The 24398-nt window shown below is 38.2% G+C and carries 27 protein-coding genes; 10 read left to right on the plus strand and 17 right to left on the minus strand.

Features of this window, described 5'->3' with window-relative positions; translation table 11 throughout:
* The 13 genes from modA to rpmH all read right to left on the minus strand — a co-directional run bounded on the left by modA (nucleotide 1) and on the right by rpmH (nucleotide 14024).
* Nucleotides 1–858: a molybdate ABC transporter substrate-binding protein gene (modA, locus tag THC_RS08995; RefSeq protein ID WP_068516422.1), complete on the minus strand. Its 858-nt coding sequence runs from the start codon at nucleotides 856–858 to the stop codon at nucleotides 1–3.
* A gap of 137 nt (nucleotides 859–995) precedes the next feature.
* Nucleotides 996–1757: a biotin--[acetyl-CoA-carboxylase] ligase gene (locus tag THC_RS09000; protein WP_068516425.1), complete on the minus strand. Its 762-nt coding sequence runs from the start codon at nucleotides 1755–1757 to the stop codon at nucleotides 996–998.
* Nucleotides 1745–2404 (minus strand): hypothetical protein, encoded by a 660-nt coding sequence (locus THC_RS09005; protein ID WP_068516428.1) that lies wholly within the window; start codon nucleotides 2402–2404, stop codon nucleotides 1745–1747. Before THC_RS09005 ends, THC_RS09000 begins: the two co-directional genes overlap by 13 nt.
* A 6-nt stretch (nucleotides 2405–2410) precedes the next feature.
* Nucleotides 2411–4627, minus strand: coding sequence for an acetyl-CoA carboxylase carboxyl transferase subunit alpha/beta (locus THC_RS09010; RefSeq protein WP_068516432.1), 2217 nt, complete (start codon nucleotides 4625–4627; stop codon nucleotides 2411–2413).
* A gap of 3 nt (nucleotides 4628–4630) precedes the next feature.
* Nucleotides 4631–6022, minus strand: coding sequence for a biotin carboxylase N-terminal domain-containing protein (locus THC_RS09015; RefSeq protein ID WP_068516435.1), 1392 nt, complete (start codon nucleotides 6020–6022; stop codon nucleotides 4631–4633).
* Between the two features lie 12 nt (nucleotides 6023–6034).
* A complete protein-coding gene (locus THC_RS09020; RefSeq protein WP_068516438.1) occupies nucleotides 6035–7327 on the minus strand; it encodes an adenylosuccinate synthase in 1293 nt (430 codons plus the stop codon).
* A gap of 62 nt (nucleotides 7328–7389) precedes the next feature.
* Nucleotides 7390–9192, minus strand: coding sequence for an aspartate--tRNA ligase (aspS, locus tag THC_RS09025; protein WP_068516442.1), 1803 nt, complete (start codon nucleotides 9190–9192; stop codon nucleotides 7390–7392).
* A 409-nt stretch (nucleotides 9193–9601) separates the two neighbouring features.
* The gene (gene mnmE / locus THC_RS09030; protein ID WP_068516444.1) at nucleotides 9602–10999 is read right to left on the minus strand and encodes a tRNA uridine-5-carboxymethylaminomethyl(34) synthesis GTPase MnmE; all 1398 of its coding nucleotides are present in this window, start codon (nucleotides 10997–10999) and stop codon (nucleotides 9602–9604) included.
* Complete coding sequence (locus THC_RS09035; RefSeq protein ID WP_068516449.1) at nucleotides 11000–11641, minus strand: Jag family protein; 642 nt, start codon at nucleotides 11639–11641, stop codon at nucleotides 11000–11002. It lies immediately after the preceding gene.
* A gap of 13 nt (nucleotides 11642–11654) precedes the next feature.
* The gene (gene yidC, locus THC_RS09040) at nucleotides 11655–13271 is read right to left on the minus strand and encodes a membrane protein insertase YidC (protein ID WP_068516450.1); all 1617 of its coding nucleotides are present in this window, start codon (nucleotides 13269–13271) and stop codon (nucleotides 11655–11657) included.
* Entirely contained in the window at nucleotides 13272–13520 is a 249-nt protein-coding gene (gene yidD, locus THC_RS09045; protein WP_193392859.1) for a membrane protein insertion efficiency factor YidD, read from the minus strand.
* The gene (gene rnpA, locus THC_RS09050; RefSeq protein ID WP_068516454.1) at nucleotides 13498–13884 is read right to left on the minus strand and encodes a ribonuclease P protein component; all 387 of its coding nucleotides are present in this window, start codon (nucleotides 13882–13884) and stop codon (nucleotides 13498–13500) included. Before rnpA ends, yidD begins: the two co-directional genes overlap by 23 nt.
* 2 nt (nucleotides 13885–13886) lie before the next feature.
* Entirely contained in the window at nucleotides 13887–14024 is a 138-nt protein-coding gene (rpmH, locus tag THC_RS09055) for a 50S ribosomal protein L34 (protein WP_068516455.1), read from the minus strand.
* Between the two features lie 79 nt (nucleotides 14025–14103).
* On the opposite strand from rpmH, the gene trpC reads away from it, so the two are divergent.
* Genes trpC through THC_RS09085 form a run of 6 tightly spaced genes read left to right on the plus strand, consistent with a single transcriptional unit; the run spans nucleotide 14104 to nucleotide 18249 of the window.
* Complete coding sequence (gene trpC, locus THC_RS09060) at nucleotides 14104–14874, plus strand: indole-3-glycerol phosphate synthase TrpC (RefSeq protein ID WP_068516458.1); 771 nt, start codon at nucleotides 14104–14106, stop codon at nucleotides 14872–14874.
* Nucleotide 14875: 1 nt separating this feature from the next.
* On the plus strand, nucleotides 14876–15262 hold the full coding sequence (gene hisI, locus THC_RS09065; protein WP_068516460.1) for a phosphoribosyl-AMP cyclohydrolase: 387 nt from the start codon (nucleotides 14876–14878) through the stop codon (nucleotides 15260–15262).
* Nucleotides 15246–16121, plus strand: coding sequence for an ATP phosphoribosyltransferase (gene hisG / locus THC_RS09070; protein WP_068516463.1), 876 nt, complete (start codon nucleotides 15246–15248; stop codon nucleotides 16119–16121). Before hisI ends, hisG begins: the two co-directional genes overlap by 17 nt.
* A gap of 6 nt (nucleotides 16122–16127) precedes the next feature.
* The gene (locus THC_RS09075; RefSeq protein WP_068516466.1) at nucleotides 16128–16445 is read left to right on the plus strand and encodes a hypothetical protein; all 318 of its coding nucleotides are present in this window, start codon (nucleotides 16128–16130) and stop codon (nucleotides 16443–16445) included.
* A 5-nt stretch (nucleotides 16446–16450) separates the two neighbouring features.
* On the plus strand, nucleotides 16451–17311 hold the full coding sequence (locus tag THC_RS09080) for an HDOD domain-containing protein (protein WP_068516469.1): 861 nt from the start codon (nucleotides 16451–16453) through the stop codon (nucleotides 17309–17311).
* 2 nt (nucleotides 17312–17313) lie between these two features.
* A complete protein-coding gene (locus tag THC_RS09085; RefSeq protein ID WP_167344344.1) occupies nucleotides 17314–18249 on the plus strand; it encodes a GGDEF domain-containing protein in 936 nt (311 codons plus the stop codon).
* On the opposite strand, the gene THC_RS09090 is transcribed toward THC_RS09085, so the two are convergent.
* Genes THC_RS09090 through THC_RS09105 form a run of 4 tightly spaced genes read right to left on the minus strand, consistent with a single transcriptional unit; the run spans nucleotide 18246 to nucleotide 20739 of the window.
* Nucleotides 18246–18503 (minus strand): hypothetical protein, encoded by a 258-nt coding sequence (locus THC_RS09090; protein WP_068516474.1) that lies wholly within the window; start codon nucleotides 18501–18503, stop codon nucleotides 18246–18248. The genes THC_RS09085 and THC_RS09090 overlap by 4 nt on opposite strands.
* Nucleotides 18504–18515: 12 nt before the next feature.
* Nucleotides 18516–18947: a flagellar export chaperone FliS gene (locus THC_RS09095; protein WP_068516478.1), complete on the minus strand. Its 432-nt coding sequence runs from the start codon at nucleotides 18945–18947 to the stop codon at nucleotides 18516–18518.
* 59 nt (nucleotides 18948–19006) lie between these two features.
* Nucleotides 19007–20323: a flagellar filament capping protein FliD gene (gene fliD, locus THC_RS09100; RefSeq protein ID WP_068516482.1), complete on the minus strand. Its 1317-nt coding sequence runs from the start codon at nucleotides 20321–20323 to the stop codon at nucleotides 19007–19009.
* Nucleotides 20324–20325: 2 nt separating this feature from the next.
* Nucleotides 20326–20739 (minus strand): flagellar protein FlaG, encoded by a 414-nt coding sequence (locus tag THC_RS09105; RefSeq protein ID WP_068516486.1) that lies wholly within the window; start codon nucleotides 20737–20739, stop codon nucleotides 20326–20328.
* 134 nt (nucleotides 20740–20873) lie between these two features.
* Here THC_RS09105 and argF point away from each other — a divergent pair, with 134 nt between their 5' ends.
* From argF to THC_RS09125, 4 genes are read left to right on the plus strand one after another with little or no spacing between them, the layout of a single operon-like run.
* On the plus strand, nucleotides 20874–21785 hold the full coding sequence (gene argF, locus THC_RS09110; RefSeq protein WP_068516489.1) for an ornithine carbamoyltransferase: 912 nt from the start codon (nucleotides 20874–20876) through the stop codon (nucleotides 21783–21785).
* 35 nt (nucleotides 21786–21820) lie between these two features.
* Nucleotides 21821–22300 (plus strand): FKBP-type peptidyl-prolyl cis-trans isomerase, encoded by a 480-nt coding sequence (locus THC_RS09115; RefSeq protein WP_068516492.1) that lies wholly within the window; start codon nucleotides 21821–21823, stop codon nucleotides 22298–22300.
* A 45-nt stretch (nucleotides 22301–22345) separates the two neighbouring features.
* On the plus strand, nucleotides 22346–23287 hold the full coding sequence (locus tag THC_RS09120) for an ABC transporter ATP-binding protein (RefSeq protein ID WP_068516493.1): 942 nt from the start codon (nucleotides 22346–22348) through the stop codon (nucleotides 23285–23287).
* Nucleotides 23280–24254 carry an ABC transporter ATP-binding protein gene (locus tag THC_RS09125; RefSeq protein WP_167344345.1) on the plus strand — a complete coding sequence of 325 codons (975 nt, stop codon included), beginning with the start codon at nucleotides 23280–23282 and terminating at the stop codon, nucleotides 24252–24254. Before THC_RS09120 ends, THC_RS09125 begins: the two co-directional genes overlap by 8 nt.
* The last annotated feature ends 144 nt before the right edge of the window (nucleotides 24255–24398 follow it).

The raw sequence follows: 24398 nt of genomic DNA on the forward strand, positions 1-24398 counted from the left end.
TCACTTTTTAATCCACTCTGTAGGAACAATGTATTCTCCGCCTACAGGCTTTTTTCCGCCTATCCAGGAAAAGGCCTCATCAGGGGTCATAAAATAGTGATATTTTCTAAATATAGCCTTTCCCTCTTTAGAAAGGACAAAATCTATAAACTTTTGAGCAAGGTCTCTATTTTTAGTAAACTTTGAGATGGCAATGGGAATATAACCAATGCGAATGATTTCCTCTTTTTTGAGTGGTATAGTTTCAATCCTATAAGGATCCCAGTGTTCAAAGACCCTCCAACCAATCACCGCATCTACTGTTTTAAGAGAAATAGCAGTGGCAGTTTTTTCACAACTTTCTGTATAATTGACCAGGTTTTTTCTAAATCTTTCTTTTTCTTCTGGGGTAAAGTTTTTCTCTATAATTTCAACGGCATAGGCTCCTACACAGACTCCCTCTGGATTGGCTATAGCAACTTTAATTCCAGGTCTTGTAAGATCTTTAAGAAATTTTATCTTTTTGGGGTTACCCCTTTGAACATTGATGGCAGGAACAAGGTAAACTACCTTTTGCTCTGTTTCTGGAAAAACAGCTCCTTTTTTCTTAGCAAGTTCCATGTAATCTGAAGATCCTGGGAAGTAAATATCACCCTGTTTGGATAGAAGCATTTGAGAAAGAACATAGCCCGATCCACCAAAAATAATATCTACTTTTACACCATATTTTTTTTCAAAGGCTTTGGCTACCTCCTCAGTAGGAGGTTTGCTTGCAGCTCCTGCATAAATAAGAAGCCTCTCTTTGGAATAGCCCAGGTTAACCTTAAATACACCTAAGGAGAGATAGAAAAGTAAAAGAAACACCCCAATCCCTCTCATAGGACTCCTCCCATTTGTTTTTTGTTTTAAGCGTTATATATCTTAGTCTATAACGAAAATTTTGTCAAGGGATGTATTTAAAATTACTTTTAATTTTGTGTTTATACAGCTTAAGAAAAAGGGGTAAGCTTTTAGGATTAGCTGAGATAGAGGATTTCTCCAGTGTTGACTTTTATGATTTCTCCTTCACTTTCAAGAAAAAGAGCCCCTTTTGAGTCAATGGAGATAGCGTTACCTATAAGCCCTCCTTCCTCATCTGTATTGTAATGATAATAAACGCATCTTCCCAAGGTATCAGAATATTTTTTAAAGTCCTCAATTATGGGATTTGATAAAGCTTCTCCATAATAGAGGTCAAGATCAAGAGTCCAAAGTATTTGATAATAGGAGTTAAAATACTTAATGAAGAGGGCAAGAAGTTCTTTAAGGGAGACTTCCTTTTTTATAATCTCTTTAAGACTAATAGCTGGAAGATGGGCAGGGGGATTATTATTTACATTTATTCCAATTCCTATGATTATCCAATCTTTCCATCTTTCCATGAGGACTCCAGCCAGTTTTCTTCCCTGATAATGAAGATCGTTAATCCACTTTAAAAAGACCCTTTCTCCTCCCACAGTTCTTACAGCCCTGGTAAGGGCAAGTCCCACTGCTATTCCAAGTAATCCTTCTCTTTCAGGCAAGAGTTCATCATAAAGGGTTATCACCAGCCAGAGGCCTCCTTTTTTAGCATACCACCTTCTTTGAAAGCGGCCCTTGGCCTTTAAAACTTCACCTATCCAGAGAATTCTTCCATGAGCTGTGCGAGGATAGAGTTCAATGAGTTCTTTGGCTTTATCCATCCCCCTATCAAGGGATGGATAATACCAGATTTCTTCTCCAATTATTAAAGGGACCACTCCTCTTTTATGCGCTGGATTATTTTCTCAAGATGGGGTAAATCTTCAACCGGACAGAGGCCGAGAAGAGGTGAACCAGTCTGAATGAGCTCAAAAGGCTTAAAATAGATTTGATAGATGATAAAACTTCCCTTTTCCTTAAGATAAATAGGGGTTTCTCTTTTCATAAAGGTCATAATGAGAAGTTCTTCACCCTCATTAACAGAGGTCTTCCCAAGGCCCTCCTTTTCAACCCTTCTTGTAAGCTCAGGGGTTAATATATAACGCGCTGTTTCAGGGGCACTAATAATATAAAGGGCTGATAGTAAAATTTCCGCAATCACCTCTTCCTGAGAAAGGGGATGCCTTATCTCAAGAATCTTTTCTCCTGCCTCAACGAATTTATTCAGAAGATCTGTTCTTATCCCTATGGCTTGGCCACTATAATTTGCCCGAATGAGTTTGGGATTTTTTTCTCTTTCAAGAACAAAAAGAGGGGTGCCTGGTTTTTCAAGCCATTTTCCAGATGGACCCTTTACTTCTTCACCTTCTTTAATTTTAAATTCAATTATTTTTCCCGTATGGGGAGTAATAACGGGATAGATTTTAAAAGGGTTAGCCTTCAGGCGTTGTAAAATCTTGGTTAACTGGACAAAGTCAATTTTCATAAAGTTTTACCTGTAATAGAGATTTGGGCCTCCCATAGTAAGAAGGGCAAAAAAGAGTTTTTTTCTTAATTCTCGTCTATCCCAGATGCCTTGAATATGTCCTCTTTTTAAGGCATTTTCCACACTGTGATAATCCGGGGGAACAGGCTGTCCTGTGGTTTCAAGAATAACCCTTGGGCCAGCAAATCCCAATCGGGTTGATTTTAAGGCAAATTGATAGGGAGCAGAACCAAGAAAACTTGCCACAGGCCCTGCATAGGAATTATTGTCATAAACCACAATATAAAGCCCTCCACTATCCACATAATCCCTTACAGCCATGGTGCATCTTGGCATCTGCACAACTCCCATGGTTCCTTCATGGATGCGAATCCCACCCGTGGTATGAACTAAGGCAATAAAGGGTCTTCTTGAGATTTTAGCAAGTTCTATAGCCCGGATAAATTTTTCCCCTTCTGCAACTCCCACTGTCCCTTGTCTGAAATCTGCAACCAGCATAACTACCACAACGGAGAGGCCACCAATCTTAGCTTCAAAAGAAATAAGAGCAGAGTTTAAACCGGTCTCCTTTCTGGCACTTTTTAATTTTTCGGCATAACCCTCAAAATTTAAGGGGTTGCCAGAGGAAAGCTCATCGTTAAAGGTATGAATACTATTTTTATCAAAAAGGTTATTTAGATACCAGTTATATTCAAGGGGAAAATGGTAGCCACAGGTTGGGCAGACCCCACAGAACTCACCATAAAGGTCTGGCACCCAAAGATCAGGGCATCCATACTTATCTGCCTGAGGACAGGTTATGGTCCGATCTTGCAGGGCAAGGGGACTTATATAAAGAGTGGTGTCTCCCTCAATCTCTGTTAAGGCCTTTACCTTGGCCTTTATTTTCTTGCCAACAATAAGGTTGTAAACGCTTTTCACTGGATCTGAGACAGGTTTCAACAGAAGAGAAGACTCACTAACAACCTCATCCCAGAATCTTTTAAAGGTCTTCTGTCCTCTTTTGAGGATCCTATATTTAATCTCATAGGCAAAGCTCTGGCTGAGTTGGGCACCTCTCTGGGCCATACATCTTAGAAATCCCTTAGGTTCAAGCAAGGCCCATTGGGACATCTTTCGATACTTTAGATATCTATTTTCAACCAGGATTTCTCTTTCATCTTCAGAAAGATCCCAATTAACAAAGTATCTGAAAGACTCATCTGTCTGTTTGGTAAGGGCATATTTTCTTAACATCTTGAGGCTTCTTGTATGCAAAACTACCTCATCTGTAGCCCGAATTAGTTCAAACTTTAACCTTTTAAAAAAATCATAGTCTCTTCTTCTGGCTCCTAAGGGAGGTTCTGGGATAATGCGGTCTATGGTTCCCAGCTCAAGATTATCCCTGGCTGTAAGCTTTAAGGCCTTAGCCATTTTTTCCACAAGTTCCCTTGGAGGTCTTCCATCTTTAAGTTTAGCTTCGATGGCAGCTGCTCCTTCTGGGCTTATAACAGAATAATATCCCTTTTCTGCCATAAGCCTGAGATCAGAAAGACCTATGGCTTCAGCTCCACCAGAACCACCTTCGGAAATAAAGGACACTGTTGGAACCTCAAGCTTACTTAAATAGTAGAGATTTCTTGCGATCTGCTGAGCAGCCCCTGGAGTATCTTCAATAGGATAGGCCCCAGGGGTAAATATAAAAAAGTGGATGGGAATCCCTTCAGTTTCAGCCATCTTCATATATCTTAGGGCCTTTTCATTTCCCCAGGGAGTAGCACTGCCCCCTCTTCTAAACTCCTCGCCATGCCCTTTTTCGTGCCCTATGACCATGACCTGATGGAAATAGATCTCATTTCCAACCCGTCGGCTAATGATGGCCTTTGCGCAGACTACTGCAGGATCAAGATTAAGCTCTCCCTCTCCTCCAAGTTCCACATAAGAATCATAGACATTCTCAAGGATATCAAGAAGGGTAAATCTCTGAGGATGCCTAACAATCTTAACTATCTCATAAGGTGTAAGGGTCTCTTCAGCTTTATTAAGAATAAAGTTTAGTTTTTCTTGTGAATTAGTAAAGAAAACCTGCATATCTTCGGAAGAATATTCGTAGAAGTTTTGATATCTCTGCCTTAGAGTCTCACAAACCTGACCTATGTTATGAAAATCCTCACCTTTAATATCTATGATGTATTCAGCTAAATCTATAAGCTCTTTTAGCTTTTTGTGAAGTTCAATTAACATACTTTATGCCTTTAAAAATTGGTAAATATATTTTAGATTATCCTTTAAAAATTCTATATTGCTAAGGAGAGGTTCCCCTTTATGGGTTTGTCCCTCAATTATCATCTCCTCCAAAAAGAGCTCAGACCTTTTTAAAAGCTCTGCAAGATCCTCTGCATAAATTATAGCTAAGGCCAGATTAGGGTCAAACTGGGTTGGAATGGTGTAAGGTCTATCCTGAGGCACATGGGTTCTCATGGTAAGCCAGGGGTGTTCTCGATATGAAAAGCGATGGATAACTCCACTCAAGGGAAGGAAGCCTCTTTTTGTATCCTCTGCAATAAGCCTAAATTCAAGGCTCATGCCTTTAAAGACTATATCTCCCTGATCAAACCCGAGTTTTTCTCCAAGGGCAACGCGTATCTGTTCACGAATTAAGTTAACCCCTTTGTCCCTAATAAAAGAGATTTTAGCAGAAATCTCGTTTTCAACCTGAATTCGCGTATTAACTTCCATAAGGTAATACTTCCCTTCAGGGGTGATAAGCCATTCAAAGGTTCCTACACTATCATAATTAAAGTGTTCAGCCAGTTTAAGAGAGTGCTGAAGTATCTCTTTTTCAATTTGAAAGGGATCAAAGGCGTAATGATAGTGCTTACAAAAACCCGGGGCAAGCTCAATCCTTTTTTGTTTGAAGGGACTCTGAATGGTGCAATTTCTGGTGCCAAAATGAACATACTCTCCATGCTTGCTACCCAGGAGTTGAACCTCCAGATGTTGAAACTGGGGAATTTTTATTTCAATGATAATACCTTCTTCCCCAAAGAGTCTTTTGGCATAGGCTCGGATCTTTCTAAAGACTGGCCTTATCTCTTCAAGATTTTTAACCTCTTCAATACCCATTCCTCCGCCGCCAGCCACTGCCTTAACCAGGAAAGAGATTTCCTGAAAACCCTCAGCTTTGGCCTCTTCCAAGAGCTCTTCAGCCTTTAATTCTGCTTCAATTTCATTATAAATAGGCTCAATAGTGCCTGGAATGACAGGGATTCTAAGGTCGTGGGCTACTTTTTTCATATAAAGCTTATTGCCCAGATCTCTGATAGCCTCCCAAGTTGGTCCAATCCAAACAAGAGGTCTTTCCCGTTTAACAACTCTTCTGGCAAATCTATAATTTTCAGAAAGAAAGCCATAACCAGGATGAATGGCTGTGCATTTTTCTTCATCAGCAACAGCTAAAAGATCATTCATATCCCGATAATCAGAGATACGATATTTTTTCTTAGCAAACCTTACATGAAGGGATTCTTCATCTTCTTTTGTATAAACAGCTACATAATCAAGACCAAGAAGTTCACAGGCCTCCATTATGCGAAGGGCTATTTCACCCCTATTGGCAATTAGGACCTTGTCTTTCATAAGGGAATCCTACTACAGGAAAAAGGCTTTTTTTAGAAAGAGGCAATTTTCCCGATCAGGGCCTGTGCTAACAATGTAGATAGGAACCTGTAAATACTCTTCAATGCGCTTTAAGTAAGATTTAGCTTTATCTGGGAGATCTTCAAATCTTTGAATCTTACTTAGATCTTCCTTCCAGCCTGAAAATTCCTCATACTGAGGTTCCACTTTTGCCAGATCCTCAAGGGTGGTGGGGAAGCTATCAAGGCTTTTTTCTCTTATTTTATAGCTTGTGCAAAGTTTAATTGTATCAAGGCCAGAGAGGACATCTAATTTGGTTATAGCAATTCCTGTGATTCCATTTAATTTTATGGCGGTTTTTACCATAACCAGATCCAGCCAGCCACATCTTCTCGGTCTACCTGTGGTGGATCCGTATTCCCCTCCCTTTTCTCTCAGGTATTCTCCTGTTATATCCTTAAGTTCTGTTGGGAAGGGTCCTTCCCCCACTCTGGTGGTGTAGGCCTTAACTATGCCAAGGACTTCTTTTATGGCTGTGGGACCGAAGCCTGAACCGCAACAGGCATTGCCTGAAAGGGTGTTAGAGGAGGTTACATAGGGATAGGTGCCATAATCAATGTCAAGAAAGGTGCCCTGGGCACCTTCAAAGAGGATATTTTGCTCCTTGGAATAGGCCTCCCAAAGAAGTGTTGCAGTATCCACAAGATAGGGCCTGAGATATTCACCGAATTGCAAGTATTTTTGACAAATTTCTTCATAATTTAAGGTTTCAGCCCCGAGATATTGCAAAAAAAAATTTTTCTCCTCAAGGACAGACTTTAATTTTTCTTTGAAAAAATCTGGTCTTGTAAGGTCAATAAGCCTAAACCCTCGCCTTCCAACCTTATCCTCGTAGCATGGGCCAATACCTCTCCCGGTTGTCCCTATTTTATTACCCTTAGCTTTAGCTTCTCTGGCAAGATCAAGGGCTTTATGATAAGGCATGATAGCATGAGCCCTTTCACTGACTTTGAGTTTCTGAGGAGAGATTTCAAGACCCTCTTTTTTCAGTTTTTCAATCTCATCAATAAGCACCTCTGGGTCAACAACTACTCCATTACCTATGACACAGGTTGTGTGAGGATGAAAAATTCCAGAAGGTATGAGATGAAGAATGTGCTTTTTTTGATTTATAACAAGGGTGTGCCCTGCATTATTACCACCTTGAAAGCGAACTACAAAATCTGCTTTCTCAGTAAGGACATCCACAATCTTGCCCTTACCTTCATCCCCCCACTGGGTTCCCACAACAATAAGTGTGGACATAAAGGCGCCTCCTTAAGGACTTCAAGACCATTATAACATAAAATCATAAAAATCCACCCCTTTTAAGAGCCTTCTTTCTTTTTTTCCCAGCCTGGTAGAAGGTGAAGTTCAAGAATTTGCTCAATTCTAACCTCACTGGGAGCTCCTGTAAGAAGGCATTGTCCTCTTTGGGTTTTAGGAAAGGGTATAACCTCCCGAATGCTCTTTTTCCCAAGCATAAGCATGATAAGTCTATCTAAGCCAAAGGCAAGCCCTCCATGGGGTGGAGCGCCAAAATCTAAGGCCTGAAGGAGAAAGCCAAATTTCTCTTCTGCCTCTTCCTCAGAGATACCAAGAATTTTAAAGATTCTTTGCTGAAGATCCCTTCTGTGGATACGAATACTACCTCCTCCAATTTCAATACCATTTAACACAATATCATAAGCCTTTGAGCGAACTTTTAAAGGATCTTTCTCTAAAAGTTCAAGGTCTTCTTCTTTGGGATGGGTAAAGGGGTGATGAACAGAGACTGGTCTTCCTTCTTCTTCACTGTATTCAAAAAGGGGAAAATCAACCACCCATGTGAATTTAAATTCCCTTTCTGGAATAAGGGAAAGTTTTTTAGCAAGATGATTTCTGAGTTCTCCAAGGATGGAATGGGTTAGTGATGGGGTGTCTGCTACAAAGAGGAGGGTTGCTTTCTCCTCTTCAAGCTCAAAAAGCAACTCCATTTTATTAAGAAGTGTGGGGTCAAAGAATTTGACAATAGGGGAGCTCCACTTTTCTTCAAAGGTAGTTCCTCTTTTGGTGTATTTTATCCAGGCAAGACCCTTAGCCCCAAGCTCCTGGGCAAAGGAAGTTAGTTCTTCAATTTCCTTTCTTGTGAAATGGGCCGGCACTTTTATACCCTTAACAAACCCCCCTTTTTCAAGAGCAGATCTAAAAACCTGAAATTGGGAGGCTTTAGCTATTTCGGAAACATCTTTAAGTTCAAGGCCAAAGCGTAGATCTGGGCGGTCAGTTCCATAAGTGGAGATAGCATATTGATAACTTAAACGGGGAAAGGGGACAGAAAGACTAATTCCCATAGTCTTTTCAAAAAGATGAGAAATGAGTTCTTCCACAAGTTGCATAACATCTTCTTCTGTAACAAAACTCATCTCAAGATCAAGCTGGGTAAATTCTGGTTGACGGTCTGCTCTTAAATCTTCATCTCTAAAGCATCTAACTATTTGATAGTATCTTTCAAAGCCTGCCACCATAAAAATTTGTTTAAAAAGTTGGGGAGATTGGGGAAGGGCATAAAATTTCCCAGGATAGAGTCTGCTTGGCACAAGATAATCTCTTGCTCCCTCGGGGGTACTTTTGGTTAAATAGGGGGTTTCAAGTTCAAGAAATCCCCTTGCGTTTAAAAATTCTCTTAGGGCCTGATTAACTTTGTGCCTGAAAATAAAGGGCTCCTGACCATTTAGGGCCCTCATTTCAAGATAACGATATTTCAGTCTTATAGCCTCTGAAACCTCAGAAAGGTCTTCATCCATAGGGAAAGGCGGTGTATGAGAGGTATTAAGGATTTCAAGATCTTTGGCTACAAGCTCCACTTCCCCTGTTGGAATCTTGGGATTTTCCATCCCAGGGGGTCTTCGTCTTAAAACTCCTTTCACTGTTATTACATATTCAATCCGTAGGGAATCCGCTAAGGCATGAACCTCTGGATCTATTCCCTCTTCAAAGACTACCTGTAGAAGTCCGGTTCTATCTCTTAAATCAAGAAAGATAACTCCCCCATGATCCCTTCTCCGCAAAATCCATCCAGAGACACTAAGTTCTTCTCCTATAAGCTTAGGGGTAATTTCACCAATCTGATGAGTTCTCTTCAGTCGCATTTTCCCTCCCGGATCCCTTATTCAAAATCTAAAAACAGACTAATTCTATCAAAAAAATGGAAAAATTAAAGGATTCGAATTGTCTCATTAAAAATCTATTTGAAATTTTATCGTTGCCTCATATAAAAAGCCTCAGCTCCTCTCTTGAACCTTCACGAAAAAACTATCTATTTCGCCCCTCTTAAATTTACAAGCTTAGTTCTTTCGCAAAGCTTATTTCAAAGGAAAGAGTGGGTGGAAAGGTAAATGAGCTTTGCAGAAAGATAAGGAGATATCAGAAAATGCTTGAGAGAGCAATTTAAAGAAAATGGAATTATTTTCGGGGAAAAAAATTGACCATAAAAAGGAGGGGAAGGTAAAATAATTTCCTTTAGAAAATTAAATGAGGCATTACGGATTTGAGGGTAGTTTATTTTCCAATGCAAAAACGAGAAAAGATTTCAGAGAGAAGATCTTCAGTAGTGATCTCACCTATAATTTCAGACAAATTTCCTATGGCTGACCTTAGTTCTATAGAGACAAGCTCAGGTAAAGGTTCCCTTTTTTGAAGTTCCTTAAGGGCATCTTCAAGGTGTCTTTTAGCCTTTTCAAGGGAAGTTTTTTGCCGAAGGTTTGGCATAACCTCAGAGACAGCTGTTGCCCTCTTTGACACTATCTTTTCATATATTCTTTGGGTTAAAAGATCAAGATTAAGCTCTTTTTTTACAGAGATCTCAATAAGTTCCCCACCATATTTGAAGAAGGTTTTCCGCCATTCCTCAAGATAATTGGGGATTAGATCAATCTTATTGAAAACTACTAAATGTGGATAGGCTTGAATTCGCTGGTATAAATGTTTTATCTCCATAGTAGGTTCTTCTGACACATCAACCAAAAAGAGAACAAGATCAGCTTCTTTTAATTTTTGAAAGGCCCTCTCAACACCAATTTTTTCAACAGGATCCTCTGTTTCCCTTAAGCCAGCGGTATCAATGAGTTTAACAGGAAGCCCCTGTAGATAGGCCTCTTCTTCTAAAAAGTCCCGTGTTGTTCCAGGGATTGGAGTTACAATAGCCCTTTCTTCTCTAAGTAAGGCATTCATAAGGGAAGATTTTCCTACATTTGGTTTCCCACATATGACAAGATTTATGCCTTCCCTATATATCTTTCCCTCCTCATAAGAATTTATCAATTTTTCTATTTCAGGAATTATTTCCCTTTTGATTAACTGGCTTAACTCCTGAGGGTTCATGATCTCAAGGTCTTCCTCTGGAAAATCAATGGCAGATTCCACTTGAGCCAGGGCGTATAAAAGTCTTTCTTTAAGGGTATTAATTTTTTCTGAAAGTCTTCCTGAGAGATTGTTTAAGGCGAGTTTCAGGGCCCTTTCACTTTTTGCGGAAATGATTTCTTCTATAGCCTCTGCTTGAGCAAGATCAATACGCCCATTTAAAAAAGCCCGTAAGGTAAATTCCCCTGGCTGAGCAGGTCTTGCCCCTTCTTTGAGGACAAGCTCAAGAATTTTTCTCAGATTAACATAGCCACTATGAGCATGTATCTCTACCACATCCTCTCGGGTATAACTGAAGGGAGCCTTCATGTAAACCACAAGAACTTCATCTACAGGTCTTTCAGTTTCAGGATCAATAATAAAACCATAATAAAACTTGTGTGATTCAAAGGACAATCGAGGTTTAAAGGGTTTAAAGATTTTCCTAAGGATCTCTAAGGACTTTTCACCACTTATTTTAATAACGCCAATTGCCCCCCTGCCAGGCGGGGTGGCAATGGCGGAAATAGTGTCTTCAGTGTAAAAGCTACTCCTCACTTAGGATTCTTTCCACCTCAAGATAATCCTTTTGCCCTTGCTATCCTCTTCAAGGGAAGAGGAAATTTCCGGGATATCTTTAAGCATATTAAGAACAAGCCTTTCCTCCCTTCTACTTCCAATGCGGATAACTCGCTCTCTTTTATCCTCCTTAATAAGCTCAACAGCCTTTTGAACCGCCCTAATTAATCTTTTTTCTTTTTCAAGATCCACTCCCCGGATCTTCAAGGTGATTTTCGGGCCTACTCCCAGGGATTTGGCTACCACCTTGTTTACTAAAAATTCAAGAGAAGTGAGAACCTCACCCCCATTTTGTAAGAGATATTTCACATCCTCTCCAGAAAGTTGAATCTCAACTTCTAAGGAATCTTTATGCAATTGAGTCTGGGTTTCAAGCTGGAAATCTGTGTTATAAAAGATCTCTTTTAAAAAGGCCAAAGCCCGATTGGCTCTTTCTGAAAGTAGTTTTTCAGGTTTTATTCTAAAAAGGGCTTTGACTTTACGACCGGTTCCAAGCATACCTCCCGAGGTAAATTCTTTAATTTCTATCTCCATGTCCTCAGGTAAACAGCCCAGATCCTGACAGGCTTTTTCAACAAGTTGATCCAAACTTTTTCCTTCAAGTTCGAGTGCCTTGCTCATAACTCACCTCTCCTTACCTTTTTTTAGATACTTTGAATGTAATCAATTGCTGTCCTATGGATAAAAGATTATTCACAAACCAGTATAAGACAAGGCCAGAGGGAAAATTTATAAAAAGAACTGTAAAAAAGATGGGTAATATTAACATAATCTTTTCCTGAGTAGGATCCATAGAGGTGGGTGTAAGTTTTTGCTGAAAGAACATGGAAACTCCCATAAGGATAGTAAGTACTGGAATACCTCCAAGCCAGGGAATAACCAGGTTACCAAGATATAATCTCTCCGGTGAAGAAAGATCCGTAATCCAGAGCATAAAAGGTGCAAGTCTTAACTCAATAGCCATCAATAAAACCTTATAAAAGGCAATAAATACGGGAATTTGAATCAATATAGGAAGACACCCTGAAAAAGGATTAATCTTATGAGTCCGATAGAGATTCATCATTTCTCTCTGTAGGGTTTGAGGATCATCTTTATATTTTTCTCGTAGCCTTTGAAAAACAGGTTGAAGTTCTTGCATCTTTTTCATGCTTTTATAACTTATGTGGTTTAATGGATAAAAAAGGACTCGGATAAGAAAAGTAATAATAACAATTGCCCAGCCATAATTATGAGTGAATTGATAGAAGAATTTCAATAGATATAACAAAGGTTTGGCAACAAAGTCAAAGATTCCAAAGTAAAGAGAACGGGCAAGAAGAGGGTATTCCTTTTTCAAGTCCTCCGCTCTTTTTGGACCCATATAGACCTTAAATTTGAAAGTTTTGGTGTCTCCAGGCCTGAGAGAAAACTCATCACTCCAGAAAATAAATTCATTGACCTCTTCTGAGAGTTTTCGGAAGGTGCCTTTGAAAGTTCCATTTTCAAAGGGTATAAGAGCAGTAAGAAAATAAACATCCATATAGCCAAGGTATTTTAGGGGCCCTGTGTATTCAGAAAGAGAGTCTTTGAGGTTAACCTCATTAAGCTGATCAGTATAATAAAAGGGGCCTTTAAAGACATAACCGCTCCCCTTGGAATAAGGGGCAAAAACCCCTCGGATAAGTAGTCTATCTTTAATAGTCTCATTTCCTGAATTGGATAACTTAACCTCAAGATCATAGTAATAAGAGTCTCCCTTAAAGAGAAGTTTTTTTTCTATATCAAGACCTGAGACTTTGGTTCTAAAGATCAGATCTTTATTGTCCTTTGATGAGAGGGTTATTTTCTCAGGTAAATCTCCCTCAAAGGGGACTAAGGCAAGATAAGGGGCCTGAGTTGTGTATATCTCTAAAGGTAGACCCTCTTTGGGGGCAGAAATAAGCTCAACAGGTTCTTTACTTTTTAGATCCTTAGGATATTGTAGAAGTTTAAGGCTACTAAAACGCACGCCATAATTAGTAATCTTTGCCTCATAAAAGGGTGTTTCAATTGTAATCTTTTTTTCAGGTAATTCTTTGTCAACCTTTGAAGTTTCTATGCTTGCCAAAGGTTTGCCAGTAAGAGATTGGTTCCCCTGGGCTGTCTGGTTTAGGGTTTGATTAACACTCCCTTGAGGAGGTTTGGGAGCTAAATATTGAAGATAAAGATATTGAAAAAGAATCAGGATTCCTATTGATAGCACTATGGCTAAAAGCACACGATTGTCCATTCAAAACTCCTTTTGAAAATTTTTTCTTGGAGGAAAATCTACTCCCCCTTTAAAAAGGGGATTACATCTTAAAAACCTCTTTAAGGCAAACCAACTGCCCTTTAATATTCCCCATTCCGAAATAACAATTTTGGTATACTCACTACAACTTGGATAATACCGACAATGAATTCCAAGATGTATAGAAAAAAAAGGAGAAATCCCCCATTGATAAACTTCAATAGCCTTAAGCAAAAGTTTTTTCAGCATTCAGATTCCGATTTCTCCCACTTGAAAGATTTTTTCTCACAAGTTCAAGAAGCTCTCCATAAGAGAGATTTTTAAGATTAGGATGGGGAATCATGATTAAATCTACCCCTTCTGGGAAGAGCTCTTTATTTTTTCTAAAAAGTTCCCTTAATAGTCTTTTCACTTTATTTCTTTCAACTGCTTTACCTATTTTACCTGAAACAACAAGTCCTAATCTTCGTAAGCCCAGTTGATTGGGACAATAAATTATCAAAAGATGTCTCCCCACCCAGATTTTTTTTCCCTCTTTAAAAACTCTTTTAAAGTCTTTATTAAGGGTTAAACGCTCTTTACTTGAGAGACCTTCCTTTTTTAAGGAGCTCACACCTAAACAGTCAGGCGATAGCGCCCTTTTCTTCTTCTATTTTTAAGAATCCTTCTTCCAGATTTAGTTGCCATTCTTGCCCTAAAACCGTGTCTTCTCTTCATTTTCAGTCTACTGGGTTGATAGGTCCTTTTAGGCATAAGGCTCCTCCTCGTTCCAGTGATTAGTTTTATATTTTAACATCTTTCCAAAAAATTTCTATATGCTAAAATTATGAAGATGCATAAAATTCTTAAAAGGATTTTAGAGGAAAAATTTTACGAAATCATTAAACGCAAACAAAAAGGTCTATATTTTAGGCCCTTTTGGGATCGCCCTATTTTTGATTTAAAGGCCTATCTTGAGAAAGAGAACTTTACCATTATTGCAGAGATAAAAAGAGCAAGCCCTCTTAAAGGTAGTTTGAGAGCAGATTTTAATCCTGTAAAATTGGCTGAATCTTATATTAAAGCCGGGGCAAAGGCTATTTCAATTATAACGGAAGAATTTTTCTTTTATGGTTCCTTAGAATATTTAGCTGCAGTTAGAGTTCTTACAAACCTACCTCTCCTTAGAAAAGACTTTATTTTTGACCCTATTCAGATTGAAGAGGCAAAAGCCTTTGGAGCAGATTTTGTTCTTTTGATAGCTGATTTGTTAAGTTTTGAAGACCTGCGAGAACTTTATGGGTATACTAAAAAATTGGGTCTCTCCGCTCTAACTGAAGTGCATAGTGAAGATAATCTGGAAAAGGCCCTTTCAGTTGGTGTTGATGTTATTGGAATTAACAATCGCAATCTTAAAACCCTTGAGCTTGACCCAGATCACGCTTACAAGCTTTTACCTCTTATACCCAAGGGAACCCCTGTAATTGCGGAATCAGGTATTAGCACTCCGGAGGAGGCAAAAGCCCTTAAAAAGGCTGGTTTTAAGGGAGTTCTTATAGGAACTGCCTTAGTGAAATCAGAAAATCCAGGTTTACTTTTAAACAAGATGGTGGAGGCCCTTTAAGATGCCAGTTGAACTTAATTTTGATAAGGGAGATGGACTTTTGCCGGCAATTATCCAGGATGCCAAAACAGGAAAAGTTCTCATGCTTGGATTTATGAATAAAGAGGCCCTTGAGCAAACCTTACAAACAGGAAAGGTTCATTTTTATAGCAGAACTCGTAAAAAGCTCTGGATGAAAGGAGAGACTTCAGGTCATGTCCTTGAGGTTTTAGATATCTATATAGATTGCGATGCAGATACGCTTTTAATAAAGGTAAATCCAAAAGGGCCTGTTTGCCATGAAGGTTATCTTAGTTGCTTTTACCGAACTCTAAGGAAAGACGGTGAACTTACCATCGTTGAAGAAAAACTTTTTCAACCGGAGGAGGTCTATGGAAAGGGTGCTTAAATTTGGTATTCCAAAGGGAAGTTTAGAAAAATCTACCATAGATCTTTTTGAAAAAGCCGGGTGGACTATTGAGGTGCATCACAGAAGCTATTTTCCTGAGGTAGATGATCCAGAGCTTGAAATGGTTATTTGTAGACCTCAAGAGATGAGTAGATACATAGAAAGCGGGGTTCTTGATGCCGGCATTACTGGAAAGGATTGGATTCTTGATAATAACTCTAAGGTAGTGGTAGTAGAAGACCTTCCTTATTCTAAGGTAAGTAAAAGGCCTGCTCGATGGGTAGTTGCGGTAAAAGCTGATTCAGGAATTCAGACCTTAGAAGATTTACAGGGCAAAAGAATAAGCACCGAGCTTGTGAATTTTACAAAGAGGTTTTTTGAAGAAAGGGGCATCGAGGTTGAGGTTTCTTACTCCTGGGGTGCAACGGAGGCCAAAGTAGTTCAGGGGCTTTGTGATGCAATTGTAGAGGTCACAGAAACTGGTTCTACTATAAAAGCGCATGGTTTAAAGATTATTTATGAATTGCTTGTAACCTATCCCCAACTCATAGCCAATGCCTCTGCATGGGAAGATCCCTGGAAGAAAAAGAAGATACAACAGATTTCAGTTTTACTTAAAGGAGCCTTAAATTCTCACAAAAAAGTAGGTCTTAAAATGAATGTCCCTGCGGAGAATTTGGAAAAGGTGGTAACCCTGCTTCCCAGTATTACTGCTCCTACCATATCTAAGCTTTATGAAAAGGATTGGTATGCCTTAGAAATTGTAGTCTCAGAAAAAGAAGTTCGAGACCTTGTTCCCAAACTTTTGGAATTAGGGGTTCAGGGAATCATTGAATATAGCTTAAATAAAATTATTTGAGGGCTTATGCAAAGACTTCCTTTAACTTATATCAGACCTGGTATGAAAACTTTTGAAGAGGTAGTGGATCCTTCAGGAAGGGTGCTTTGTGGAAAGGGGGTAGTGATTACAGAGGATATGCTTAAGCGATTTCAAGAACTGGGAGTCAGTTATGTTACTGTTGAGGGGACTCCAGTTGTTTTGCCCTGGGAAAAGACCCTGGAAGAGGAATTAAAAGAGCTTGAAGCAAGATTTGAGGGGATAGAGGAAGAAAATCTTCTGCAAATTAAGGAATTAATAAAGGAACTTCTTTTTGAGAAGTTTAAGTTTTCAAGACCAGAGTAAAAAATATGATAGATTCCTCTGAAAAAAGAAAAGAGGTAAAAAAGAAATTAAGGAAACTTGAGGGGCTTCCAACCCTTCCTCCTATTGTTCAAAAATTGAACCTTCTAATTGAAGATGAGAGGGTTTCTCTTCATCAGATTGCTGATCTCATTGAAAAAGATCAGGTTATAACTACAAAGGTGTTAAGGTTAGCTAATTCAGCCTTTTATGGATTTCCCCGTAAGGTCTCTACAGTCAGTCAAGCCATGATGCTTCTTGGCATGAATGTCTTAAAGATCTTAATTATGACCTCATCTATTTTTGATATAATTCATAAAGAAGATGTGGGTCTCTGGGAACATTCTATTGGAGTTGCAGCCTGTGCTAAAATTATTGCGGAAAAAACCGAGATTAAAGACCCTCAGGAGATTGCAACAGCTGGGTTACTGCACGATCTTGGAAGAGTAATTGAGATGGTAAGCTTTAGAGAGGAGTCAAAGGAAATAATTGCCTTAATTTCTCAAGGAGAGGAACCTCTTCAAGCAGAAAGAAAAATTTTAGGGCTTGATCATGCAGAAATAGGGGCTTTTTTGATGAGACAATGGAATCTTCCTGAAAGACTAATTGAAGCAGTCTCTGCTCACCATCAATTAGATTTGTCCAAAAAATTTAAGAAAGAGTCTGCCTGTTTACATCTTTCTGATGTGTTAGTGCATGCCAGGGGCTATGGAAGGACTCTATATGATAAGGTCCCCCCTCTTGACCCTTCTGTTTTTAAGATTTTAGGACTCTCTTTACCTGAAATCAAGGAAATTATTTTTTCACTTGAACCAAAACTTTATGAACTAAAGTTTTTTACAGAAGAATTAAAAAAAGAGCTTTCTTGATTGTGAAAACAACCAAAATACATCTCAAAAAAATCTATAGTTTTTGGGATAAAAAAGCACCCTTTAGCCACTGGAAAAAAGCTCTTTCAGAATCTTTTAAAATACGAGAGTTTTATCTTTTGGAAAAGTTTTTAGATGCCCTGTTATTTAATCCTCCTGATCTTGTGATTTATTATTATCATAAATCACCAGAGGGTTTAGAAATCTTTATACGGGATATAAAACTTCAGTTTAATTTAGTTAGATTACCCCTGTTATTGGTTATTAACCATGATTCTTTAAGAGAGCTTGAGAATTATTTAAAGGCTATAGATGACTTTTTTTTCTTAAACTCATCTGCTAATGAAGTTCTTTTACGAGTTGAACTCTCCCTTAGAAGAATTGATAGAATTTCGGATAATAACCCTCTTACAGGACTCCCGGGAAATGTCTCAATTGAAAGGAATTTGTATAAAGTTCTGGAGAGTGAAAGACCTTATGCCATAGGATATTTAGATTTAGATAATTTTAAGGCCTATAATGACTTATATGGATTTTCCAGAGGCGATGAGCTGATTAAAAATGTAGCCAGAATTTTAGTTACAACCATTAGTAGTCATACTCGAGATGGCTTTGTTGGCCATATTGGAGGGGATGATTTTGTATTTATCGTCCCTTTAGAAAGTGTTGAAAAAGTAGCTGAAGAAGTAATTAAAAAGTTTGAAACTCTTATCCCAAAATTAGTTAGCCGAAAAGATTTAGAGCGAGGGTATTTCATCAGTAAAGATAGACAGGGTAAAACCTGCACTTTCCCGCTTCCATCTATCTCTATTGCTATTGTCCCGGTTCAAAAGGGTAAATTTACCCACATTGGTGAGATTGCTGAAAGGGCAGGGCAGATTAAAAAATTGATTAAGGCTCAGCCTGGAAGTGTTTATTTTGTAGATAGGAGAGCTTAGATAAATTTTGTGTATGATCTGCGTGTTTTAAGGTATTGATCTTCTACTTTTAAGGTCTTGATTTTTTCCGTAAGCATTTTCTCAATAAAATTGACTAATCTTAAAGACTCTTCAACCTCCTTATAATCTATATCCTTACTTATTTTTTCCCAATTTTTGTTTATATTTTCATAAAGTTCGAGAGCTCTTGCCCAGTCTTCTTGTTTTAAGGCAAGTTCAATCTCAAGAAGCTGGGCTTTAAGGCCTTTTTTCAAGTTATTTCCCTTTTAAGGCCTTGCACTCAAAGCCTGCTTAGGTGCCATTTTATGATTAGGTATAACACTTGGTCTTATATCAACCCAGGCCTTTTTTAAATTCTCAAGAACCTCTATACTATCTTCAACTACTTTTAATTCATTAGAAAAATTTACCTTGATTAACTCATTAATAAGCACAGCATAGATTTCTTTTAGATTTTTAGCAATCTCTCTACCTTTTTCCAGATCAAGAATAGCCTCAAGATAGACGAGAACATCCACCACTTTACCCAGATTTTCAGCTTTGATCTTTTTTCTTTCAGGGGTATCAAGTCCTTCTTCTATAGCATTTTTTACCTGTTTAAGTAAATTTATGGCCTTTCCATAGAGTAAAATAATATGGTCAAGAGATGTTCCCTGGAGAACTTCTTTTTCAAAGTAGTTTTGATTAGGTCTTAGCATGGCCTTCCTCCTTAAATTTTTACCAAAATTAATCGGAATATCTCATAAAATCTTTAATTTTATTTTTTATTTGCCTCTGATAAAGAGACAGCAAAATTTTGTAATCTTGTCTTCAGTTGTTCATTTTGATACATAAGAGCCTCAATTTGGCTAAAGGTAAGTCTTAATTTTTCCTGTTCCTTTGCTAAAGCTATTTGAAGGGTTTCGGCTTTTTTATCCAAGGTCTCAATCTGTTTATCCTGAGTATCTTTATAAATCTGGAAAGCCTTTAAAGTTCCTTCTAAGTATTTTTTAAGATTATTCTGTGTCTCATTTAAGGCAGACTGGATATCCCCTATCTTTCCGTTATTTACTAAATTATTGAAGGTGTCTGTATTCAAAGAGTATTTTCCATCCTCAGAAAGATTTATAAGCCCAAGGTTTTGTAAAGGTTTAGTAAGAGTAAAAAGATTGGTTTTAATTTGGGTAAGATTTGAGTTTCCCTGAAAGAGAGCTCCCTTTTCTGTCATTTGATTAACTAAATCAAGCACGCTATTAATTTTCCCAAAAAGATTAGATAAAGCCTGATTTGCTTTGTCATAGGAATCTTTAACCGTTATGTTTACAAAAGTATCGGAAGTTTTATTGGCAGTTATGGTAAGACCGGTTAGGACATTTTCAAAGGTGTTAGTTGGACTTGAGATTTCTGTGAGATCTGAACCAATTTTGAGTTTAGCGTTTTTTGCTTCTTGAAGAACTGTATCCGGTGTGCCAAGGGAAGAGGGAAGAGCTCCTGAGGAGATTTCAATAACAGCTCCTGAGGCTGTCTCCTTAGTTGAAGCCCCTACTTCTTTTTCTGCAAACATAAGCTTGTAATTGTTTCCATCATAATAAACACTTGCGACAACTTTATCCTGGGCTGAATTTATGGCTCTTGCTAAGTCTTCAATGGTTCCTCCTCCAAAATTTATATTAGTATCTATTGAGGTTGTATTGGAGGTCCAGTATCTTAAAGTAAAGGTTGAGGAATTGAGGGTATCTGAAAGATTGGTGACTCCACCTGTGGTTATGCGAATTTCCCCCTGTGCAAGCTGAGTTGGCTTAACTCTTAAGCTTAGATTTGGGGTATTTTCAGTAACCTTTGCAGAAAGAACTGAGGTATCGGAAATCAATGCCGTTTTACCCTGAAAGAGGGTATTGGTATTAAGAGAATCAACAGCGCTCTGTAAGTCCTTAAGAGCAGATAAAATATTGTTTAATGAAGTAGATTTTGCCTGAAGTAAAGCCTTGTCTTGAGATAGCTTTTTAAGTTGTTGTTGTTTACTCAAGGTCAGATTTTGCACAATTGCATCTATATCAAGGAGCCCGGTTACATTACTCATGTAAAAATTTGGCATTTTTAAACCTCCTTTTCAAGAAAGAGGCCCTTCAGAGCCTCCTGATTTTGCCTTTCCTTGGATAATATCTCGGTTATAGCCTTTTTTAATTTTAAAATATCCTCAAGGGGTATCTGCTTCAAAACCTCTTGAGTTTGGAGATCAATAATTTTATAAACGGGAATATTTAAATCCTTGTCAATCTCAATCTTTAAAGCCTTATTAATTGAAGTAAGAATTTTATTAATTTTTTCTATAAATTTTAGTTGATTTTGAAAATTTTTATTAGGCGTTATCTCTCCTTCCAATGGGTGATCACTTTTTAAAATCTCTTCTTTAAGTTCAGAAAGAGTTTGGGCAGATTTTATGGGTAATTCAAGTTTAGGTTCAGGAGATTTTACTTTAGTATTGGCTACAGAAATCCCCTTAATCTCCATCCTTATACCTCATTAAATATTATCGGCACTTTTTAAAATTTCTATAGGGCAATTTTAAAATTTTTTCCCTTAGGGTTTACAAAGGGAATTTTTGAGGCAAAATAAAGTTTATTCTCAAAAGAGGGAGATGGGTTATGGCTATAAGGCATTTTTTGAGGATCTGGGATTTTTCAAAAGATGAAGTTGAAAATCTGATTGAGCGTGCCTTAAGCTTTAAAAGGGAGAGAACCTGGGAGGTGAGACTGAAAGGAAAGATCTTAGCTCTTATCTTTGAGAAGGCTTCTACAAGGACGCGTGTGTCCTTTGAGTCTGCCATGATAAAACTTGGAGGGGAAACCCTTTTTCTCTCCCGTCAGGACCTTCAGCTTTCAAGAGGTGAACCTATAAAAGATACAGCCAGGGTTCTTTCCCGTTATGTAGACGCTGTTGTTCTTAGAACTTATCTTCAAGAGACCATAGAGGAATTTGCCCGCTACTCTAACATCCCGGTTATTAATGGCTTATCAAATCGTTTTCATCCCTGTCAGGTTCTCTCAGACATTATGACTGTTATAGAGAAGGGCAAAGATTTATACAAAAGTAAGATTGTCTGGATAGGAGATGGAAATAATGTAGCCCAATCTTGGATTGAGGCAAGTGCTCTCCTTGGTTTTCCATTGGTGCTTTGCTGTCCTAAGGGGTTTGAACCAGAAGTTTCCCTCTTAAAGGAAGCTAAAGAGCGCTTTCAAGCCAAGATTGAGCTTATCCACTCTCCAGAAGAGGCTTTAAGGTCTGCTGAGGTTATTAACACTGATGTCTGGATCAGCATGGGGCAGGAAGAGGAGACCCAGAGAAGAAGGGATACCTTTAAGGGCTATACTTTAACGCAAGAGCTCTTAAATAAAGCCCATCCAGAGGCCATAGTCTTGCATTGTCTTCCTGCTCACAGAGGGGAAGAAATAACCGAAGATGTTCTTGAGGGCAAAAATTCCGTAGTTTGGGATCAAGCGGAAAATAAAATGTGGTTTCATATGGCCATCCTTGACTTTTTAATTAAAGGTTCTTAAAATAATAAAGTATCATCAATAAATGGGAGGGGGTTATGAATATAGAGCGGGATTCCTTTGTTAGATTAAAATACTTTATGGAGATTGAAGGAGAAAAAACTCCTGAGTGGTTTTCAAGGCCCCTTGAAGTATCCTTCATATTTGGAAGAGAAGCTATTCCAGCCATAATTGAAAGAGCAATTAACGGAAAATCTGAAGGTGAAAAGGTTGACCTTACCATACCACCGCAATCAGCCTATGGTCCTCATCTTTCCTATCTTGTGAAAGAGGTGGACTTAAAATCTCTTAAACATCCAGAAAAGGTAATCCCAGGAGAGTGGTATGAAGAGGTATCTCCTTACGGGTCAAGGACTTTTTTTAAGGTAATTGAGATTCGTGGGGATAAAGTGATAGCAGATTTTAATCACCCTGCAGCTGGTAAAAATGTTTTAATGAAGATAGATATCCTTGAGGTCCGTCCTGCTACTGCTTATGAAATAATGTCAGCAGAACTCAGAGCCTGTGGTGGTGGCTGAAGATAAGCTTGTCTACTCGTGAAGTAGATATATAATAACCTTTCAATGCCCCTTTTAGAAGTCCGTAATCTTACAGTTGGTCAGAAAGTATCCAATACTCTCCCTATCTTGAAGGACATTTCTTTTCATCTTTCTGAAGGAGAGATTCTTGGAATCCTTGGAGAAAGTGGCTCTGGAAAATCTCTTACCGCTTTAAGTATAATAAATCTTTTACCACCTGAACTTAAGATCTATCAAGGGGAAATTTTCTTTGAGGGAGTAAATTTGCTTTCCCTTTCTGATAAAAAGTTAACTGATTTAAGAGGTAAAAGATTCTCTATTATATTTCAGGATCCTTTAAGTAGTCTCAACCCGGTGTTAACAATATATGAGCAAATGCAGGAGCTTGTTTATTATCATCTTGGTCTAAAAAATTCCGAGGGAAAAGACTTAATACTTCAAACTCTAAGAGAAGTAGGGGTGCCTGATCCAGAGCTTAGGTTGAAAAATTATCCTCATGAACTTTCAGGGGGACTTCGCCAGAGGGTTATGATTGGAATGGCTATTCTCTGTTCTCCAAGACTTCTCATAGCGGATGAACCAACTACAGCTCTTGACCTTACCATTCAGATGCAGATTTTAGAGCTTTTAAAGTCTTTGAACAAAGAAAGGAGATTAAGTATTATTTTTATTACCCATGACCTTGGTATCTTGAGGTGGTTTGCCCAGAAAATTTTGGTTTTTTATCAGGGAAGAATCCTTGAATCAGGAACTGCGACTCAGATCTTTCAAAATCCCCTTCATCCCTACACAAAACTTCTCTTTGATTCTTATCCTGGTAAAGGAAGTAAAAAAATCTTCTTACAAGAAACCCCTAATTTACAAGAGGTATCTTTTTGTGACTATTATGGGCGATGTTTAAATCCCTGTAAAAAGGCTTTAGAAGAGGTTCCTCCTTTAATAGAGGTTGAACCAGATCACTTTGTTAGGTGTTTTAATTGTGCCTGAAAAAGTAATTGTTGAGGCTCAAAATATTTCCAAAAGATACTTTGTTAAGACCTTCTGGTTTAAAAAAATCCCTTTTTGGGCCTTAATTAATATTAATCTTAAAATTTTTGCTGGAGAGGTAGTTGTTCTTCTTGGAGAAAGTGGTTGTGGTAAAAGCACTTTGGGAAGAATCTTTCTTCATTTAGAAGAACCTGATGAGGGGAAAGTCTTCTGGTTTGAAAATTCTTTAAAGAATATATCAAAAAGCCTTTATCGAAAACTTAGACCAAAGATTCAGGCAGTTTTTCAGGATAGCTATGCTTCTCTAAATCCTCGCTTTAAAATTCGTGAGATCCTAAGGGAACCCTACTATTTAAATTTTCCTCAAGAGTCCCAAAAGGCTGAGGAAGAAGCTATACAAATGTTAAATTTAGTTGGGTTACCTGAATCCTTTATGGAGAGATATCCCCATCAGTTGAGCGGGGGTCAAAGACAAAGGGTTGCCTTAGCCAGGGCCCTGATTACCAAACCAGATCTCATTGTCCTTGATGAACCTACTTCTGCCCTTGACATGACTATTCAAAATCAAATTTTAAATCTCCTCAAGGACTTACAAAAAAGATATCACCTCAGTTATTTACTGATTACCCATTCTTTACCTACGGCTTTAGATATGGCTGATCGTATAGTTGTAATGTATCTTGGAAAAATTGTAGAAATCTTCAAGAGTTGCCTTTTTAAAAAAGTTAGGCATCACCCCTATACAGAGATGCTACTTAGATCCTTTCCAGATCCTTTTTCTGAAGAGCCTCCAGATACAGCCTTTGTAAAAGGTGAGCCCTCAAGTCCTATTAACCGGCCAAAGGGCTGTGAATTCCATCCCAGGTGCCCTTACGCCCTGAGGGATTGCTTACAGTTTTCACCTGAGCTTAAAGAAATTCAACCAGGGCAGAGTATTGCTTGCCTTAGAATAGGGACCTCTTATTAAGTTCTTATTTTAAAGTTTAAATTCTATCTTAAAGAAAATTAAAGAAAAAGCAAGAAATGAGATGAAAATAAAAGATACTCCATTTTATAGCCCATTGAAAAGCTTTTTTGTAGCCTTGGTATAAGTAGATTTTATAAAGAATAG

This window comes from Caldimicrobium thiodismutans, assembly GCF_001548275.1.
GTDB classification, from domain to species: Bacteria; Desulfobacterota; Thermodesulfobacteria; order Thermodesulfobacteriales; family Thermodesulfobacteriaceae; genus Caldimicrobium; species Caldimicrobium thiodismutans.